Origin of the sequence: Fulvivirga ulvae, assembly GCF_021389975.1 — a bacterium.
In the GTDB taxonomy this organism is placed as follows: domain Bacteria; phylum Bacteroidota; class Bacteroidia; order Cytophagales; family Cyclobacteriaceae; genus Fulvivirga; species Fulvivirga ulvae.
Genome location: NZ_CP089981.1, coordinates 79,336 through 98,899, shown reverse-complemented (window position 1 = coordinate 98,899; position 19,564 = coordinate 79,336). Strand labels below are relative to the sequence as shown.

Sequence of the window (19,564 nt, the reverse complement as noted above, 5' to 3'; positions counted from 1 at the left end):
ACTGTAGGGTTAGGGTAAAGAATACATATCGGGTAAATCATCAGCCAGCCAGGAGGCAGGCTTGTTGGCAAAATCTATGAAATCATCTGTGCTATTGAGTCCTGGTACAGGAGTGTAATAGTAGTCCGATCCGTTGTACCAAAACATCATGAAGCCGATTTTTACATTATTTTTAGTCAGGGCATTGTATAAATAGTTTGAGTAAAATCCTGAAATATCTTCAACCTGCCCGTCCTTAACCTGATACCCGGATTCTGAAAGGGCGGCTATTTTTACGCGCTCATTGGCCAGTGCGGAAATGATCTGAAGCTTATTGTTGGCAGCCTCCATGCCCGCTTCGTTCAGGTTGAAGAAATCACTATAATTATCCATAGCCAGTATATCTACATAGTTGTCGCCGGGGTACCGGGCCAGGTAGTCACTGGCTGAGGTTATGCTGTTGTCCGGAGAGAAAGCAAAGAGCATGTTGTTAACCCCTTTTGAGTCCCGCAGATACTCAACGGTAAACCGCCACAGAGCGATAAACTCTTCAGGAGTGCAGAAAGATTGTCCCCACCAGAACCAGTCGCGGTCAAACTCATGAAAAGGCCTGAAAATAAAAGGGATCAGCTTGCCGTCATCTCCGATCAGGGAATTGGCAACATTGGCTATTTTATCCAGCTTCTGCTTGTAGTATTCATGGTTTTCACCTCCGGGTAAAATACTCTTAAAGGCATTCTCCTTCTGAAAAGTGGTCATGTCTGACGTGTAGAAAGACTTCCCTTCATAAGGCTCTCTAAAGTGCCATGAGAAGGCATTGACCATGCCTTTGTTGTAAGCTTCTTTTGCATCGGCAATGATGATTTGTTCCTGCTGATAGAACCAGTTTCCGGAAGTTTCATCATTTTGATCATCAGTAATAAACAGGAAATCAGAACCCAGCAACCCGGGATCCTGGCCGGTGGTTTTCTTGATGTCAGAATCTCCACCATTGTCATTGTAAAAGGAATTAAAGGCATCTTGCTGCCCTACAATGAAGTGCGATAAAGAGATTGTCTTCAGGTTATAAAAGAGGGCCACAGTTTCGTCTGTTGCATTGGGATTTACCATGTACGATCTTGCGTCTTCCGGTTTAAGGATAATCAATGATCCTGACGGGTCTGAAATAGTAATAGTAGCTGAGTTTTCATCACCGATTTTTATCGAGGTATTGGCTACGCTTTCAATGGTTACCACTACAGTTTCTGTGCCCTCATCCAGGTCATCAGTAAGCACTTTGATGGGAATACTTACGCTAAGCTGATTGGCAGGTATGGTAACTGTGTTCTCAATTAATTGGTAATCAGTGCCATTGGTAGCCGTGCCGCCAATGGTAAGGTTGACCTGAGTAGGTATGCCCGGGGAAGTGCTAAGCCTGACATTAATCTCTCCATCAGTACCTGTTTCGGAGGCTTCAGCTATAGTTGCTGTAATGCTAACTGTGGAGAGGGTTACAGGCTCTTCCTGGTCTTCGGTACAGCTCATGATGAACAAGGCAAGTACTATGGCAAAACCAAAACCTTTTAAGAATTTCATTTTGTCGCTGTTAAAATGATACATGCCCGGGTAGTATGGTAAGGGGCCTTCCACATACTTACTTTATGCTCTTCTGTATATGGATTTCCGTGGCGGTCAACCCTAAAGTGCCATTCCCCGTTTTGCCTGTCGATCAGGTGTTTTTTTGTGAATTCCCATATTTCGAAACACTTTTCCAGGTACTCATTATTATCTGTAAGCTTGTAGGCATATTCCAGCCCAACCATGGCCTCCACCTGTGGCCACCAATGCCGGTCATCATCCAGGGCACCGGTATCCATATTCTTCTCATTCATTACGGCGCCTTCAGCATCGATGCCCTCACTCAAAAATGTGTCTGCCACTTTTATGAGGGACGCTTCGCAGGCGCTTTGCAGGTCGTCGTCGCAAATGCACCTGGCAGCTTCCAGTACCAGCCAGGCAGATTCTATATCATGGCCGTATGACACCGTATTACTGAGCAGATTCCAGTCTTTGTCAAAGAAGAGCTCGTAATGGTTTTTCTTATTGAGAAATTTATTCTGAAAAATATCTACCAAATGGCGCAATGACTCCTTCAGCTTTTCGCTTTTATGAATTTTAAGCAGGGTGGTGTAAGCCTCCAGCACATGAAGGTGAGTGTTCATGGTTTTGTCGGCATTCATATCCTTCGGGCTTAGCCGTACATCTTCCAGTGTACTCCAGTCTTCATCAAAGGCCTCCATATAACCTCCCTTTTCTTTATCCCGAGAGTACTTTTCCAGACATTCAAAAATTTCAATGGCCAGAAGTTTAGCTTCCTCATTGCCGGAATAGATGTAATATTCTGAGAAAGCATAAATGCAGAAGGCCTGAGCATAGACCTGCTTTCGTTTATTGATAGGCTTGCCCTTGCTATCCAATTCCCAAAACACCCCTTTATGCCTGGTATCGTAGAAATGATCTTTGATATAGTCAAATGCCCTGTGACATAACGATGCATACTTCTCTGTTTTTAAATGATTGGAGGCCGCAGAGAAAGCCCATAATATCCTGCTGTTCAGAATAATGCCTTTGGAGGCTTTTAGAATGACCTTGTTATGGTGGTCGATTGCTCCGTAAAAGCCTCCATGAGCTTCATCTATGGTGTTTGATGCCCAGTAGTTTAGTATGCGGTCTAACTCATTGCTAAGCTCTGACCTTAATCGTGTGTATGATACACCCATCAATATAGACCCTGATTTTTATCTATGAGCTCCAAAATAGTTTCCACTGATTTGGCAGATGAATACCGATCCTTAGGAGTGTTCATTACATATTCAAGCAACTTGTCTACCGACGAAACAGCTACATGCATACGCGTATCGGAAGAGGCGTAGTAAATAAATACAGTACCGTCCTCATCTTCTACCCAGCCATTGCAAAACAATACGTTAGACACATCTCCAACCCTTTCTCCATTGATAGGAGCCATGAAATGTCCTCCCGGTTGATAAGTTACCTTGGATAGGTCATTTAGGTCGGTCATAAACATATACAAAGTATAGCGCAGGCCTGCCGCGGTATTTCGCACGCCGTGAGCCAGGTGCAGCCATCCTTTGCTTGTTTTTATCGGTGCAGGGCCTAATCCGTTTTTAAGCTCATATACCGTATGGTACACTTTGTTGTTGATCACCCTTTCATCTTCCAGAATAGGATTGCAGATATCGGTAATATACCCTAAGCCTATTCCTCCTCCGCTACCGACTTCTATAAATCCATCCTGAGGGCGAGTGTAGATGGCATACTTACCATTGATAAATTCAGGGTGAAGCACTACGTTGCGCTGCTGCGACGATTTTGAGATCAGGTCGGGCAATCTTTCCCAGTTGATCAGGTCTTTTGTCCTTACTATGCCTGCATTTGCAGTCGCAGAACTGGTGTCACCGGCAGGCGCATTAAGGTCTTTTCTTTCCGTGCAGAATACACCATAGATCCAACCGTCCTCATGGGCTGTAAGCCGCATATCATATACATTTGTATCAGGGTTCTCCGGTATTTCCGGTATTACGCAGGGCTTGTCCCAAAAGGTGAAATTATCAACACCGTTAGGACTTTCCGCCATGGCAAAAAATGACTTTCGGTCATTGCCCTCGACCCGAAGGCATAGCACATATTTACCCTTCCACTTAATAGCTCCGGCATTGAATGTGCCATTGATACCTATGCGCTCAAGAGCGTGAGGGTTAGTTTCAGGGTTCAAATCGTACCTCCAGTGCAGCGGCGTATGGTTTGCAGTTACTATAGGGTGCTCATACCGGCTAAAGATACCATTGGATTCTTTTACAGGCCTGTTTTCACGGGCAATTAAACAAGCATGTTGTTCTTTGATTTCCCTGAATTTATTTATCGTCTCAGTCTTTTTCATAAGTTCTTTAGTCAAGGTCATTTTTTAAATTATTCCACCAGAATTTTTTCAATAAGATTATACTGACGGCCAGTATAGCAACGAGTGTGTAGATGGGGTAAAGCTGTCTGAACACAATGTACATGGGCAGCAGCACCAGAGTGGTTTGAGCAATAATGCCTACTGCTACATTAAACATGTCCAAACCAAAGTCAGTATTGCTTTTAAAGCCTCCTTTTTCCTTCGTAAGTGTACTATAAACAGGTTTCCAGAAACCCCAGGGCCTTACGTTGGTGTAAAATGATTTTAAAACAGCTTCCTCTGTTGGTGGAGCAGTGTAAGTGCCTGCAAAACAACCAATTATAGACGTTGTCAACAGAATAGGGAAGTAGTAAAGATCGAGTGTGGCCGTGAACACCAGTGGCAAGATGAGTGCAGGAACCATACCTGCCACCATGCCCCAGAAAAAGCCTTCTCCATTAAACCTCCACCAGTGCCATTTCAATACGTTGGCCACCACGTAGCTACCAAAAAGTGCTGAGACCAGCCACTGCAGCACGGAGTTGACATCCTGTACAAAAAAGCCAAGAATAATGCTGACGCCAACTACGATGACTCCTGAGCCATAATTCATCCATTTTATCTGGCTGGGTGTGGCTTTCTCTTTGTTGTGCTTCAGATAAATATCATTAATAAGATAAGCCTGGGCAGCATTAAGTGTGCCTGCAAAAGTTGACATAAAGGCTGCTAATAGCCCGGCCAGCAAAAGGCCAAGTAAACCTACCGGCGCAAATTGTTTGATGGCGGCAGGTAAGATCAATTCGAAATCTATTGTGCCAGAGGCTGTAAGTAAGTCTAACTTGTCGTAAAATATAAGAGCAAGGGCAGCAAAGCCGGCAATCATCAGATAGCGGATCGGCATTAAAACTACCGAAACAAATCCACTCATTTTAGAAGCTTCCTGCGGTGACCGGGTGGAAAGTATTTTTTGCATGTCGTAGTTGGGAGCCGGACCCGCCAGGCTGACCAAAACACCTTTAAACACCATCATCATGAAAAAGATGGTGAATAAACCATAGCCATCGGATGCAATCTTTTCATTTACCGCCGGAATAATGGTGCTCCAGTCCAGATCAAGCTCCCACCCAAAGAATGGATTCATCCATCCGTCCGGAACATTAACGACATGAGTGCCAACAGCTACAAATCCTAAATATCCGATGACTAATGCGGCAATGGTCATGATGGAGAACTGGACCACGTCGGCCCATACAATGCCGGACATACCCCCAAGGAGCGAATAGAATACTGCAAATAGTGTAAAAACAACACCATAAAAATGAGCCACATACGCTGCCGGGACATCAAACGGCAGGTAATCAGATACTACTTCCCACGGTATGAATATTTCAACAAATTTGCCAAGACCTATAAATCCATAGGCCAAAAAGCCCAGGCAGCTCAACAGGGCAAATAGTACAATAATGGTTTGTGAGAGTTTTCCGCCTCTTCCTGTTCCGAAACGTGTATGGATCCACTCTGCCCCGGTGGTTACATTTGATCTCCTTAACCATTTGGACAGGTACACCATTAAGAATATCTGGTTAAACACGGGCCATAGCCAGGGTATCCAGGCACTTTTTATCCCATACACAAATAGTAGCGTTACCAGCCAGATGGTGCCGGAAATATCAAACATGCCGGATGCATTGGAAAGCCCCAATAGGTACCAGGGAATAGACTTGCCGCCCATTAAATAGTCGCCGGTGTTTTTTTGAGCCCGTTTTCTGGCTGCAAGACCTATTATAATCGTAATGAGCAGGTAGGCTCCTATAATACCTATATCCAACGAATGAAGCATAAATCAGTAGTTGAGGTTGGAGATGTCTTTTAAAAACAAGGTTTTGGGCATGGCTTCGAAACGCTTAAAATCCGCTTCATTTACATGTCCCTTGTAAGGCAGGTAATGGTGAGACTCTTTACTGTTCCGCCAAAACAATATCCACGCAATGCCCGAATTTTCAATTACCGGATATAGCACACTTGTAAACCAATCCGGTGTTTGTACTTTTTCCAGCCCTGTTTCTGTAAAAGCATATAGTTTGTTTTTCTCGTCGGCGATACCTTTTACCAATGCCAGGTCTTTGGCAACAGCCGTTTTATAGTCTTCCGTATTGTTGAAGTCATAAATATCCACCCCAAGGATATCCACATAGCCATCTCCTGGATAATATTTCAGATAGTCATCGCCCGGTCCAAGTTTATTGGGAGAGTATGCGTACAGGATGTTATGTAGTTTGTGTTTGTCCCTGAGCAGAACAACAGTCCTTTGCCATAACTTTATATAATCAGAAGCCGTGCAGTTGCCCTCACCCCACCAAAACCACGAGCCGTTCATTTCGTGGTATGGTCTGAATATCACCGGTACGGGCTTGCCTTTGTAGCGCAAGGTTTTCATAAATCCCGCCAAACGCTCTACCCACAGCTCAAACTTCTCAGTGGTTTTTCCTCCTTCAAGTATCTCTGCCACCGCCGGTGTTTTGTCCCACGAGTCACCTCCGGAAACCGGGTTGTCAGCATGCCAGCTTATGGTGACGATGCCTCCTTTTTTATAAGTATCAATAATCAGCTCCCGCATCACGTCAAAGGGTACACTATCCAGGTTATCTTCAGCATTATGTTCGATATCCCCCAGATCAAACCCGCTTACTGCTGTAAAATCACCTAAGATATCGTTGGCATCACTTCTTATAAGTTCAGGGTTGTCCCAGTGCTTCCATCCTATACCATAGCTGGTAGCATCTTGTTGCCCAACAGCAAACCCTTCCTTTGCTATATAAAAGAGTGCTTTGTGTAATTTTTTTACATTTCTGACAGGCTTTTTATCCACCAGGTCAGGTTTTGGGTACTGGGGTGTGTAGAGAGGTTTGCATGAACCTGATACAATCACCATTAAAAATAACCATCCGATCCATGGCTTTAAATAATAGTTATCTGACTTAAGCTTTGGCATTTGAATAGTATTTAAAAAGACGATTGTCAAAGCTAAGCATCATGGCGGCAGGTGATTAATATGATTTTGTCAAAGTGTTAACAAATAACTACAAGTTTAAAAATATGGTAACGTTTGCCGTCTTTTAAAGAGGTTAAGCCGCGCTGGTACGCACCTGATCACCCTTTTGCATAAAATATGTCCGGGCAGTCAAAATAGATTCCATAATCTCTGTTTTCTGGCTATTTAAGGGGTGTGTGTTTTTCTAAATATGCGGTGCTTTGATTAAATATATTATCGGCAATTGACAAAATAGCATTAAGTAAAGGTTAATCTTTCCACTACCTTTGATAACACCTAAATAATCATTTAGCGGGCAAATAACTAAATAACCTTACCTTATAAACCGAAGAATATGTTGAATCTTTATTTGAGAAAACTAAGCAAGGGGCGCATCATGCTGTTGGCGTTGCTTTGCTTTTATGGTCAGACAGCCCTGGCGCAAAACCAGGTCTCAGGTACCGTGCTTGACAGTAATAAGGAACCTCTCCCGGGTGTTACCATCCTTGAAAAAGGTACGACTAATGGCACTGCTTCTGATGCAAACGGCGATTTCCAATTAACCGTTTCCGACAATGCCACCTTGATTTTCAGCTTTATTGGCTTTAGCCCCAAAGAAGTGCCGGTAAATGGGCAAACAGCGATTAGTATTGAACTGGAAGAAGATATTAGCATGCTGGGTGAAGTTGTTGTGATCGGATATGGAGAAATTGATAAGTCCAGGGTGACTACATCAATAGCATCACTAGATCAGGAGAAAATACAGAACCTTCCTCTTGCAGGGGTAGACCAGGCCATTCAGGGGCGATTAGCCGGTGTATCCGTTAGCTCTAATGGGGGGCAACCAGGAGGAGGTGTATCTGTACGTATCAGAGGGTTAACTTCAGTGAATGGTAATGAACCTCTTTATGTTATTGATGGGGTCCCGGTAGCAGCCGAAAGCACTTCGCTTAATCAGAACTTTCTGGGCGGGGGTGACGGGCAAACCACCCAAAGTGTACTAGCCACACTTAATCCTTCCGACATTGAATCCATCGATGTGTTGAAAGATGCATCTGCGCAGGCCATTTATGGCTCCCGGGCAGCAAACGGTGTAGTTTTAATCACTACCAAAAAAGGAAGGATAGGAGAGGGAAAGCTTACCTTCAACACTTATTATGGTGTTCAGGCCATTCCTAAAAAACTTGATGTCCTGAATTTACAGGAATATGCAAGGTATCAAAATACAGTTACGGCCGAGATCAACGAAGTTACGGGGGGAAGCATGCCCATTAACCCTGAATTTGCAGACCCTTCAATTTTAGGGCATGGTACTGACTGGCAGGATGAAATATACCAGAGAGGTAATGTGCAGAGCAATGTGCTCGCCCTGTCCGGAGGCCAAAATAAAACCAATTACTACTTTTCATTAGGACAGTTTAACCAGACCGGAATACTGGCTGGAACTGATTTCGAAAGGTATTCTATGAGGGCAAGTGCCGATAGTGATTTAAAAGACTGGCTTACTGCTGGTTTTAGCGTAAATGCAAGCCGCAGCAATCAACGCATAGGGCTTACGGATGCGTTTGATGCCGTAACGAGTGTTGTTTTGTACAATAGCCCCGCTGCACCGGTCAGAGACGTAAACGGTGATTATGTAGGACAGATCCGGGTCGGAAATTCCCTGGTGGGGAATCAATCAAACCCGGTTGCAGTGGCTAATTTGAGGGATGTCAGGTCGATTAACACACGGATAATAGGTTCAGTCTATGGAGAGGTTAAATTTCTGGAGGGGCTTTCTTTAAGAAATGAACTGAATTATGATTATACCCTGGCAGATGGTAAGGCTTACCAGCCATTTGTAGAGAATGAAGCGCTGAACGTTAGCATAATTAGCCCGAGCAAACTTAGAGAGCAAAGAAATCAAAGCCTTTATTATGTGCTTAAAAATTATTTAACCTATGCCAGGTCTTTTGACGATGCCCACCATATATATGTAACGCTGGGGCATGAGGCTCAGCACAGCGAATTTGATTATTTACAGGCCAGCAGGGAAAACCTGACATTGAACTTACCATCGTTGGCTGCCGGAGATGGTGGCAATGACTCAGGGGAAACCATAAATGCCGGTGCCGGCGAATGGGCAATGGAATCATACTTTGGAAGGTTAAACTATTCCTACAAAGATAAATATGCTTTAAGTGCTACACTAAGAGCTGATGGTTCTTCAAGTTTTGGCTCAAATAACAGGTGGGGGTATTTCCCTGCCGTGTCTGCCGCATGGACTATCACTAATGAGCCCTTTGCCAGCGACCTGCCCTTTGTAAACAGCCTGAAACTGAGAGCGGGGTATGGAGCAGTAGGAAATCAAAATACGGCAGCTAACTTATATACGGCTAATGTTACACTTGTTAATATTTCGGCCTTTGGTAACGGAAGCGTTCCATCTAATGTACCTAATCCTGACCTGGGCTGGGAGTCGGTGGTAACGTATAATGCCGGTATTGATGCATCGCTATTGGACCGTAAGATCGACCTGACAGTAGATGTATACAGGAAAATCTCTACTGACATGCTGCTAAATACCCAATTGGGGGCTTATTCCGGGCTGGGAACCGAGTGGGACGATATAAAAACCCCTGTAACTAACGACGGTCAAATAACCAACAACGGGATAGATATCAGTGTGACCAGCAAGAATATCAGTAATCCAAATTTAACATGGTCAACTACTGCGGTATTTAGCCACTACAAAAATGAGCTGGATTTCCTAAACACTTCTGATGCTGCCATAAAAGGTGAATTTGATGAATACGGCACCAAATCACTGGTAGCTTACACTCAGGCCGGTTATCCGGTAGGGGTGTTTTATGGCTATGTAACCGATGGATTATACACTTCAGAGGAAGAGCTAAACAGCCTCGAAACCGGATTGGATGTAAAACCGGATGGTTTATGGTTTGGTGATATTAAATATAAGGACCTCAACGGAAACGGAATAATCGATGATAAGGATGTAGAAGTTATTGGTGACCCTAACCCTGATTTTACCCTTGGGTTGACCAATACTGTAAGCTATAAAGGAATTGATTTGACTGTATTCGTTTACGGAAGTTTTGGCGGCGATATATTCAATTATACCCGAAGGCAAACCGAAGCGATGAACAGCTTGTATAGCAACCAGGCGACCAGTGTTTTAGATCGGTATACGGCAGATAATACTGATACCGATATGCCACGATATAACCAATGGCATGACAATAACCGCAGGATATCAGACAGGTACATAGAAGATGGTACCTATGTGAGGCTTCAGAATGTACAATTGGGATATAATTTTCCAAAAGCACTTATAAGCAAGGCTAAAATTTCCGCTTTGAAGCTATATGTATCAGGTCAAAACCTGGTGACCTTCACCGACTATAGCGGATACGACCCTGAATTGGGTAAAATCAGCGACCAGGCAACCAGCAGCAGAGGAATACTGCTCAATGTAGATAACGGTCGATATCCTGTACCGCGCTCATATACAGTTGGTTTAAATATTGAATTTTAAAACATGAGAAAGATGAAGACTCAACTCACATTAATAATAAGCTTTATCCTTAGTTTAACGATATCATCATGCGAAAAGGAGTACCTGGATTATCCTTCCACTACCCAACCTACTGTTGATAACTACTATAACTCTTCTGAGGAGGTTTATGGTGCTACCGGGTTGCTGTATGGCCGTGTATGGAACAGGTGGTTTGACAAAGCATTCACCTCTGTAGGTGACGTGCTCGGAGGTACTGTAACTGGTGTTGCGGGAAACAGCCAGTACAATTCTTTCTACAATTTCAACATACAGAGTACCGATGGTCTGGTGGGCGATACATGGACTTCCTGCTACAAAGCTGCCGGAAATGCCTCTGTATTGATCGAAACTTTTGAACTGAAGAAAGAACAAATAGGTGAACAACCTTTTTTAACTATAGGTATAGCTGAAGCCCGGTTAATAAGAGCATTTGCCTATTTCTATATCGCGCGCACATTTGGAGATGCTCCGATCATTGCAAGCCCATTGGAATTGACCAAATCAGGCAGTAGTCTCGTGCCCAGGTATTTTCAGGCTGATGTACTTCGATTTGCTATAGAAGATCTGAAGTTTGCTGAGGAAAACCTGCCGGAAGAAGCTTATCAGCCAGGGAGAGTTACTTCATACTCTGCCAAGGGGTTGATGGCCAAGGTCTATTTGTACATGAAAGACTATGAGAAGGCGAAAGCCAAAGCGAAGGAAGTAATTGACTATGCAAATGCTACCGGACTTATCGGGCTATATCCTGATTATAATGAATTGTTTACTTCTTCGGCAGTAGGCAGAGGAAATGTCGAATCCTTGTTTGCCCTACAATGGACTGCAGATGCCAGCTGGGATGGCGCCAACCGTTTTATGACCTATGCGGCCCCTAAACCGTTAGTAGCACCAGCCCCAACCAATTCCACTGCCGGGTGGTCAGCCGTAGTGCCGTCAATTGATATGCTTGATCCCACAACAGGCTATGCTGCCGGAGATATGAGACGCCAATGGTCCGTGATGGAGCATGGGTTTCATAGAGATGACTGGGTGAATGACAGCTATCCGAATGGCTTTACCTATGATACAACCGGAATGACTACCGATAACACTTACATATTCACAGGTACAAGATCAAATATTCAAAAATACATGGTAGGTACTAACAGGACAGGAGAACCTGTAACTACAAATGCCCACAGCAGCATGCCTACCTACATTTTACGCTATGCCGATGTGCTTTTGATCTATGCCGAAGCAGTTATGGGGGGAGCGGGAGCTACAGCTGATGCACTTGCACTGGAAGCTTTTAATGCTGTTCACACCCGGGCAGGACTGGATCCTGTAACCAACCTTACCATGGATGAATTATTGCATGAGCGTAAAGTTGAATTTGCCTTTGAAGGAGACTACTGGTTTGATATTCAACGCCAGGGATTAGCCAAGGCCAGTGAAATGGTGTCTAATCAGGAAAGGGGAACATACGATGGAAACAAGGTCTTAAGTAGTTTTAAAGCTACAATACCTTCGGGTTTTGACCTTTACCTGCCCGTACCACAAAGTGAAACAGTGATTAACCCTTTGTTACTGGATGACCCTGTTTCTTATTACGAAGACTAATTATTCCGGAATAATAAAATACTGACATGAAAAAATATATAAATACATCCTTAACCGTAGTACTGCTTTTATCTGTACTGTTATACGCCTGTGATTTGGAAGAACCAGCTCCGGCCGGTGCATCGGATAACCCTCAGGTTAGTGAGATTACTCCCATTGAGGGCGTAGCTAGTGAAACCCTCACCTTAAAAGGAAGCGGACTGGGAAATATCACTTCAGTGGTGTTTTCCAGTAATAGTGCATCTGTTTATATTAATCCGACACTCAACACGGACCAGGCCTTTATTTTCAGAGTCCCGCAGGACGCATTGACCGGTGAGCAGAACATAATCTTTACCAATGGAAAAGGCGTGGAATTTTCAGTGCCCTTTAAGGTGTTGGGGTTCCCCGTAATAACTGATGTTTCTAATTACAACTTCAGTGAAGGGGAGGAGCTCACTTTGACCGGTAAAAATTTCAGTGATGTTTCGCGGGTTTTAATTGCCGGTACCTCAACAGAAATCACCATTTTATCTCAAACAGCCACTTCTTTGGTTATTCAGATGCCAGCCAGTGATTTAAATGAATTTACACTTTCTGTCGAAAATTCAACAGGAGTAACAGATACGGAGCAGGTGTTTGTAAACAGGGATAAAGCGTTCCTGATTTTTACTGATGACTATGCTACAGATTACCAGGATGCTACCTGGGGGGCGCCTGGCGTAATTAGCACGGAAGTATTTAAGTCTGGTGCGGCTTCGGTAGGCAAAAAGTATGAGACGGGTAACTGGAGTGTTTTTGGGTTTGGGTGGACCAATACAGCAAATGATAACTTCAAATACTTGTCTTTTTGGGTAAAAGGAGGATCGATTGATCTCGACCTGTATATCATTTCCCAGCAAAGTCCGGATGGATGGGATACTTTTCATGACTATAATAAGATTACCGTTCCTGCGAATGAATGGACCTATTTCAGAATCCCTGTTGATCAGTTGAAATTATGGGCCAATGGCACTGAGTGGAACCAGTTGACGTGGAGGATTCAGGGGCCTGATACCGATCAAACCATTTACCTTGACGATGTCATGTTTATTCGCTAACACCTTACAATAATAAATAGTAGTACTCTTCATAAATGTTGTGAAAAGAGTTGTGTCGAAAGCTAGGGATTCCGGAAGCCTGATCTGGTTAATCAGAATACTGAATCCCCACCTGAAGGGCAATTTTGCTGTCATTCAGGCGGATAATCAGCTGCTGATATGACTCTTTTCTTTTTGCTATTTACTTAATTAACACATAAAATGACCATTAGACTAAGCCATGCGACCAAAGATGAATATTAAGAACATTGGGTTGAAAAGCAGGTCTTAATACCGGGTTATTCCATGTTACCAAAAACAAATACACATACACATGAAACAATTAATAGTTGCCGCATTTATTCTCTTATCCCTTAACCTGCAGGCTCAAAAGTTCGAAGGGCTTGCGCCAACACCTCCCATGGGATGGAACAGTTGGAATACATTCGCCACTGATATCAACGAACAGTTGGTAAAGGACATTGCTGATAAGTTTGTAGAGCTGGGACTCAAAGATGCAGGATACGAGTACATTGTGCTGGATGACGGATGGATGGCCAAAGAACGGGATGCTAATGGTAACCTGGTTGCTGACCCTGAAAAATTTCCCGGTGGAATGAAAGCATTGGCAGCGTATGTCCACTCCAAAGGGTTGAAATTTGGCTTATATAACTGTGCAGGCTCTGAAACCTGCGCCGGTTATCCCGGTAGTCGGGGGTATGAATACCAGGATGCCCGCCTTTATGCTTCATGGGATATTGATTTCCTGAAGTATGATTGGTGCAATACTGAAAAACTAAATGGTGAAGGTGCTTACATAACTATGAGGGATGCTCTGGCCAAAGCCGGAAGACCTGTTGTGTTCAGCATTTGCGAGTGGGGTGACAACGAGCCTTGGAATTGGGCGCAGGAAGTTGGCCACATGTGGCGTATTTCGGGAGACATCTCCAATTGCTGGGACTGTGAGGACAATCACGGTACGTGGTCATCATGGGGAGTGTGGAAGATCATTAACATGCATGAAAACATCAGATCGGCTACAGGTCCCGATCACTGGAATGATTTTGATATGATGGAAGTGGGAAATGGTATGACAGCCGCCGAAGACAGGAGCCATTTTGCCATGTGGAGCCTGCTGGCATCGCCACTCATCATGGGCAATGATCTGCGCTCAGCAACTGAAGAGACTATAAAAACGCTTACGAACAAAGAAGTGATCGGGGTAAATCAGGACTCTCTCGGCATTCAGGGGTTTCGCGTTGCCAATGATGGTAATATTGAAATTTGGGCTAAACCACTGGCCAACGGCTCCTGGGCGATGACTTTTGTTAACATGAATGAAAAACCCGCCGAACTAAGCTTCGACTGGAGTGAACATACAATTACCGATGCTGAAACCGGTAAGAGGTTAAATACTAAGGAAAAAACTTATCAGGTAAAGGATTTATTCAATCACAAAAAATTGAAAAACACAAAAAACAAACTTAAAGCCACCATCGGTGTACACGATGTGTTGATGGTCAGGCTGGATTGATTTACATTTCTTTCAACCCTCCAAGGGTTCCAAAACCCTTGGAGGGTTATTTGTTAAAATTATATTTATTTATAACTATTCAACTTCTTCTTGAAGAATTTCCCGTGCCGGGAAGGAGTGTATTTGTCATCAGTGTAAAGCCTCGGTGCCCATTGCTGGTCAAATACCCAGACTACATAGGATATATCCCTTTGGTCACAATAATTGGTGATGGCCTCTCCGTAGGTTTCATCGCTTATTACCGGCCTGTGCGCGCCAGGGTCTTCAGGGCCGCAGAAGCCTATTTCCGTTAAGATCACCGGGTATTTTTCTTTTACAAATCCCCAGTCAGCCGTCCACTTATCTTCCCAGGGTGCTTCTCTTTTTTGAGGGTAGGGATGGCTTACATAAGCAACGCCTTCTGCCTCGATCGGGTTTTCCTTAACCGGAGTCAGGTCATAAGCCCAGTTGAAGCCTGCTACAAGTGGTATGCCTTCGCCTCCGTTGGCCCTTACTATAGTTATCATTTCCTCATTCAGCACCTTCCATTGCTCCCATGTGGCCGTTCCAAGGGTGTTATTATAAGTTGTAGGCTCATTATATAGCTCATAAAAGGCTACTACAGGGTTCTTGCCATATTTAGTGCCTATGGTTCGCCAAAAATCATAGGTCTGCTTGAGGTCAGTGTCGTAAATATCATCCTGGTACATCTCTGTTCTTAAGTTGCCTATACTATGCCAGTCGATAATGACGTACATACCCAGGTCTCCGGCCCACTGGATGCCCTGGTCAAGCAGCTTGAGGTAATTTTCTTTGCCGCGTTTACTCCATGCAGGGGGGTGAATAGGAAAGCGTACTATGTTGGCGCCCCATGCTTTTATTTCTTTGAAATAAGCCTTGTTCCAGTACCCCTGACTTTCCAGCTTATCGGGATCGCTTGTACTGTAACCTCTGAAAACAATGAGCTTGCCATCTGCTTTCACAAAATTGTTATTAACTACCCGTATTCTGTCCAGCTCCTGGGCAAATACGGAAGATGCACCCAAAATAAAGATGAAGGTGATTAGCACTTTAATACCTGATAACTTCATAAAAATATATTTAATGTAAACTAAAATCTGCTGAGAGTGTGGCATTTGAATCGCCCCCCACAAACACTTTAAAATCTCCCGGCTCAACCACATACCGGCCGTCGTTATTATAAAATCCGAGTGAGGAGTGATCCAGGGTAAACCGGATCGTTTTCGTTTCACCGGCTTTCAATTCTACTAATTCGAAACCCTTAAGCTCCCTGACTGGCCGGGTTACACTGCCCACGAGATCCCGAACATAAAGCTGGGCCACTTCCTTTCCATCCCTGTCACCGGTATTAGTTAATTCTACAGCAACTTCTATTTTACCGCCAATCTCCGTAGTATGTCTGTCTAACTTTAAATTGTTGTATGAAAACTGAGTATAGCTCAATCCATAGCCAAAGGGGTACAAGGGTGAATTGTCTACGTCGCTGTAATGAGTCCAAAATACGTTTTGAGGATCATCGCTATTGGGAAAAGGCCTGCCCGTATTTTTTCTGTTATAGTAAATGGGCACCTGACCGACGTTCCTGGGGAAAGTCATAGGTAGCTTTCCACTGGGGTTATAATCACCATAAAGTACCTGAGCGATGGCCCGTCCTGATTCGGTGCCCAGTTGCCAGGCTTCCACTATAGCGGGAATGTGCTCGTGTGCCCAGGTGATCGCTAACGGCCTGCCATTGTTTAATACCAAAACGATGTTGGGGTTCACTTTGTAAACTGCCTCCAGCAGCTCCTGTTGCACCCCTGGTAATTGAAGATTCGTCCTACTCCTGCCTTCACCTGTCTGAAAGCCATGCTCCCCTAAAACCATAACCACCACATCTGCCTCCCGGGCGGCTTCTATCGCTTCATCGAAGCCAGACTTGTCTGTCTCATTAATGATCGTTTCCTGGGTGAAGGCAGTTTCTCCTATGGTGAGTTCAGCCCCTTTTTTATAAACCAGGGAGTTGCCGGTATATTCCTGCATACCTTCCAGCACAGAAACTGCCGTATGGTCATCTGATGCAATTCTCCAGCTTCCTAAAGGACTGTTTTTATCTGCTACCAACGGGCCGATCAGAGCTATTTTTTGTCCCTCCTTCCTTAATGGAAGCAAATGGTTTTCATTCTTCAGAAGTACAATGGACTTTTTGGCTATATCCAGAACGGCCTCCCTGTTTGCTTTGCTTCCTATAACCTCTTTTTCGCGGACTTCATCACAATATTTGTAAGGGTCATCAAAAAGACCTAATTCAAATTTTAAACGAAGGATCCTTCTGATCACATCGTCAATTAATGCTTCTTCTATAATCCCGTCTCTAACCAGGCCTGCAAGTTCTTCCACATATACAAAGCCCTCCATATCCATGTCGGAGCCGGCGGTAACCGCTATTTTTGCGGCTTCCCGTTTGTCTTTGGCGTGGCCCCAGGGGATCATTTCGGCGATAGATGCCCAATCGGATACCACGAAACCGTTGAAGCCCCATTCGCCCTTCAGGATATCCCGTTGCAGGTAGGTGTGGCCGGTAAGGGGGATGCCATTAAGTTCATTAAAAGAATTCATCAAAGTCCGTACTCCGGCTTCTACAGCGGCCTTAAAGGGAGGTAAGGCCATGTTGTGTAAAGTGGAAGTGCCTATGTCTGCCGTGTTATATTCTTTTCCGGCTTCTACAAAACCATAAGCTGCAAAATGCTTGGCGCAAGCCGCAATGGTGTTTACGGCTGACAGGTCTTCTCCCTGAAAACCTTTTACACGGGCTACAGCCACTTTGCTGCCCAGAAAAGGGTCTTCCCCAGCACCTTCCATCACCCGTCCCCATCGCGCATCCCTGGAGATATCTACCATGGGCCCGAATGTCCAGTTGATACCTGAGGCAGCAGCCTCTGCGGCAGCCACCGAAGCGGATTTCTGAATAGCTTCCATGTCCCAGCTTGCTGCTTCTGCGAGTGGTATGGGGCTTAAGGTTTTGTAGCCATGGATAACATCAAAGCCTATAATAAGCGGAATACCTAACCGTGTTTCCTCAACGGCAATTTTCTGAACAGCACGAACTTCTTTTGCGCCCCGTACCGATAACATGGAGCCTACCCAGCTTTTCCGTAGGTGCTCATATTTTCTGGCCTTATCCTCCTTTTGGGATGGGCCTGTTACTTCCCAAAAACCATTATATTGGTTCATTTGCCCCACTTTTTCTTCAATGGTCATGATGGCCAGGAGCGATTCTACTTTCTGGTCTGTGGAGGTGTTTTGCTGTAGTTCCATTTTGCGGTTGAATTTTTTCAGTTCACCATTCGAAAGCTCTAATTTTCACCCGGTAAATGTCCTTCAAATTGCATTAGGCACATTTACTCAGGCTTTTCTGTCGTAAAACTTGAAGCAGGCAGGTGGGCCTGGTTGAAAATGTTGGATATACTCGTGTTGCCCCAAGCATACCGTACATATTTAGGATTACTTACTTTATCAGAAGAGACGATAAACATATTTTTCTTTAAAGCTCCTTTAGCTTTGTGAAACACCTTATCAGCGCCTGCAACTTCAAAAAGAGTGTCTTTTGTTTTGAGATAAAGGCCTTCGGAATTTTTAAAATACACATAAGCCTTTTTGCCTTTAAAGGATACAGAATCCAGTAAAGGGCCTTCTACTATGCCTTGCATGGTCTGATAGTGATTTTTGAGAGCGATATTGGCAAACCTTAGCCCAACATCCAGCTTATTTCTGGGGTGGATGTCATCCGTAGTACAAATGTCGCTGGTCATCACCATGCCGGTATGGGGCACTGCTAATGTGCGTCTCTGAGCATCCCGCACCTTTACCCCAATCTCGGGCGCACCATATTCAAAAGGTGCTATTTGGGCATAATAAAACGGAAACTCCTGACCCCAGTTATTTCTCCATGACTGGATCAATGCAGAAAAGGTGTGCTGATAAGTATCCGCATTGCCTGTATTGGTTTCTCCCTGGTACCAGATAACGCCTGCTACTTTAAAGCCGATTAAAGGAGCGATCATGGCATTATACGTTCTGCCCGGCTCACTGGGGCACCATACGTCGGCGCCTAATTTTTTGGAGGCTTCGTCAAGTGTTTTATCCGCATGGATCACTTCCTGCGGCATCCATGTTTCGGCCGGGGTTCCGCCCCAACTGGAGTTGACCAGGCCGATAGGTACATTCAGGTTTTCGTGAAGTTTTTTGCCAAAGAAATATGCTACAGCACTGGAATACTGCATGGTGTTTGGTGTGCAGACCTGCCATTCACCCTTAAGATCAAGTTGCGGATTTTCTGCACTGTTTTTAACCACATTAAAAAAGCGTATCTCGGGCTGGTCAGCGTTTTTGATGGCTTCTTCACCATTGGTTATTCCCGACGAGGGGGTCCATTCCATATTAGACTGCCCGGAGCAGAGCCAAACTTCTCCGATTAAAATGTCGGTAAGGATCACCTGGTTATAGCCCTTAATAGTGATCGTATAAGGGCCTCCTGCTTTGGGTGTTTTGAGCAGTACTTGCCAGTTGGCATGCCTGTCTGCTTTTGTTTTGACTTCTGCAGTGTCCCAGCTTGTAGTGACCGTAATTTCTTCCATAGGGTTGCCCCACCCCCAAAGCTTTACTTCAGCGTTTTGTTGTAGCACCATGTGGTCTGAAAAAAACGCGGGTAAGGTTACATTAGAAAAAGAAGTGTTAGCTGCCAATAACAGAATAATTAAAGTGCAATATTTAATCTTGTTCATATCTCAATATTTCAATTTACTTTAAAAGAGGCTGCTTACCAGTTGTTGGATGCCGGTATCTGGCACTCTCCTTTTTAACTAACCTATCATGGCCTGGCATAGGG

Annotated in this window: 12 protein-coding genes; 4 read left to right on the top strand and 8 right to left on the bottom strand. The window is 44.4% G+C overall.

Going from position 1 to position 19,564, the window contains the following annotated elements; translation table 11 throughout:
* Positions 1–9 precede the first annotated feature (9 nt).
* From LVD17_RS00410 to LVD17_RS00390, 5 genes are read right to left on the bottom strand one after another with little or no spacing between them, the layout of a single operon-like run.
* Positions 10–1,554 carry a glycosyl hydrolase gene (locus LVD17_RS00410; protein ID WP_233763900.1) on the bottom strand — a complete coding sequence of 515 codons (1,545 nt, stop codon included), beginning with the start codon at positions 1,552–1,554 and terminating at the stop codon, positions 10–12.
* Positions 1,551–2,738 (bottom strand): AGE family epimerase/isomerase, encoded by a 1,188-nt coding sequence (locus LVD17_RS00405; RefSeq protein ID WP_233763898.1) that lies wholly within the window; start codon positions 2,736–2,738, stop codon positions 1,551–1,553. Before LVD17_RS00405 ends, LVD17_RS00410 begins: the two co-directional genes overlap by 4 nt.
* Entirely contained in the window at positions 2,738–3,919 is a 1,182-nt protein-coding gene (locus LVD17_RS00400) for a glycoside hydrolase family 130 protein (RefSeq protein WP_233763897.1), read from the bottom strand. The genes LVD17_RS00405 and LVD17_RS00400 overlap by 1 nt, the downstream gene beginning before the upstream one ends.
* 7 nt (positions 3,920–3,926) lie before the next feature.
* Positions 3,927–5,759, bottom strand: coding sequence for a sodium:solute symporter family protein (locus LVD17_RS00395; RefSeq protein WP_233763896.1), 1,833 nt, complete (start codon positions 5,757–5,759; stop codon positions 3,927–3,929).
* A 3-nt stretch (positions 5,760–5,762) separates the two neighbouring features.
* A complete protein-coding gene (locus LVD17_RS00390; RefSeq protein ID WP_233763895.1) occupies positions 5,763–6,911 on the bottom strand; it encodes a glycoside hydrolase family 26 protein in 1,149 nt (382 codons plus the stop codon).
* 394 nt (positions 6,912–7,305) lie between these two features.
* On the opposite strand from LVD17_RS00390, the gene LVD17_RS00385 reads away from it, so the two are divergent.
* The 4 genes from LVD17_RS00385 to LVD17_RS00370 all read left to right on the top strand — a co-directional run bounded on the left by LVD17_RS00385 (position 7,306) and on the right by LVD17_RS00370 (position 14,697).
* Positions 7,306–10,485: a SusC/RagA family TonB-linked outer membrane protein gene (locus tag LVD17_RS00385; RefSeq protein ID WP_233763894.1), complete on the top strand. Its 3,180-nt coding sequence runs from the start codon at positions 7,306–7,308 to the stop codon at positions 10,483–10,485.
* Positions 10,486–10,497: 12 nt separating this feature from the next.
* Positions 10,498–12,105 carry a RagB/SusD family nutrient uptake outer membrane protein gene (locus LVD17_RS00380; RefSeq protein ID WP_233763893.1) on the top strand — a complete coding sequence of 536 codons (1,608 nt, stop codon included), beginning with the start codon at positions 10,498–10,500 and terminating at the stop codon, positions 12,103–12,105.
* A gap of 26 nt (positions 12,106–12,131) precedes the next feature.
* Positions 12,132–13,184: an IPT/TIG domain-containing protein gene (locus LVD17_RS00375; protein WP_233763892.1), complete on the top strand. Its 1,053-nt coding sequence runs from the start codon at positions 12,132–12,134 to the stop codon at positions 13,182–13,184.
* 313 nt (positions 13,185–13,497) lie between these two features.
* The gene (locus LVD17_RS00370) at positions 13,498–14,697 is read left to right on the top strand and encodes a glycoside hydrolase family 27 protein (protein ID WP_233763891.1); all 1,200 of its coding nucleotides are present in this window, start codon (positions 13,498–13,500) and stop codon (positions 14,695–14,697) included.
* A 65-nt stretch (positions 14,698–14,762) separates the two neighbouring features.
* Here the strand turns inward: LVD17_RS00370 and LVD17_RS00365 are convergent, their stop codons facing one another.
* From LVD17_RS00365 to LVD17_RS00355, 3 genes are all read right to left on the bottom strand, one after another.
* Entirely contained in the window at positions 14,763–15,767 is a 1,005-nt protein-coding gene (locus LVD17_RS00365; protein ID WP_233763890.1) for a glycoside hydrolase family 5 protein, read from the bottom strand.
* A 10-nt stretch (positions 15,768–15,777) separates the two neighbouring features.
* Entirely contained in the window at positions 15,778–17,994 is a 2,217-nt protein-coding gene (gene bglX, locus LVD17_RS00360; RefSeq protein ID WP_233763887.1) for a beta-glucosidase BglX, read from the bottom strand.
* 83 nt (positions 17,995–18,077) lie between these two features.
* A complete protein-coding gene (locus LVD17_RS00355; RefSeq protein ID WP_233763886.1) occupies positions 18,078–19,460 on the bottom strand; it encodes a sialate O-acetylesterase in 1,383 nt (460 codons plus the stop codon).
* Positions 19,461–19,564: the final 104 nt, after the last annotated feature.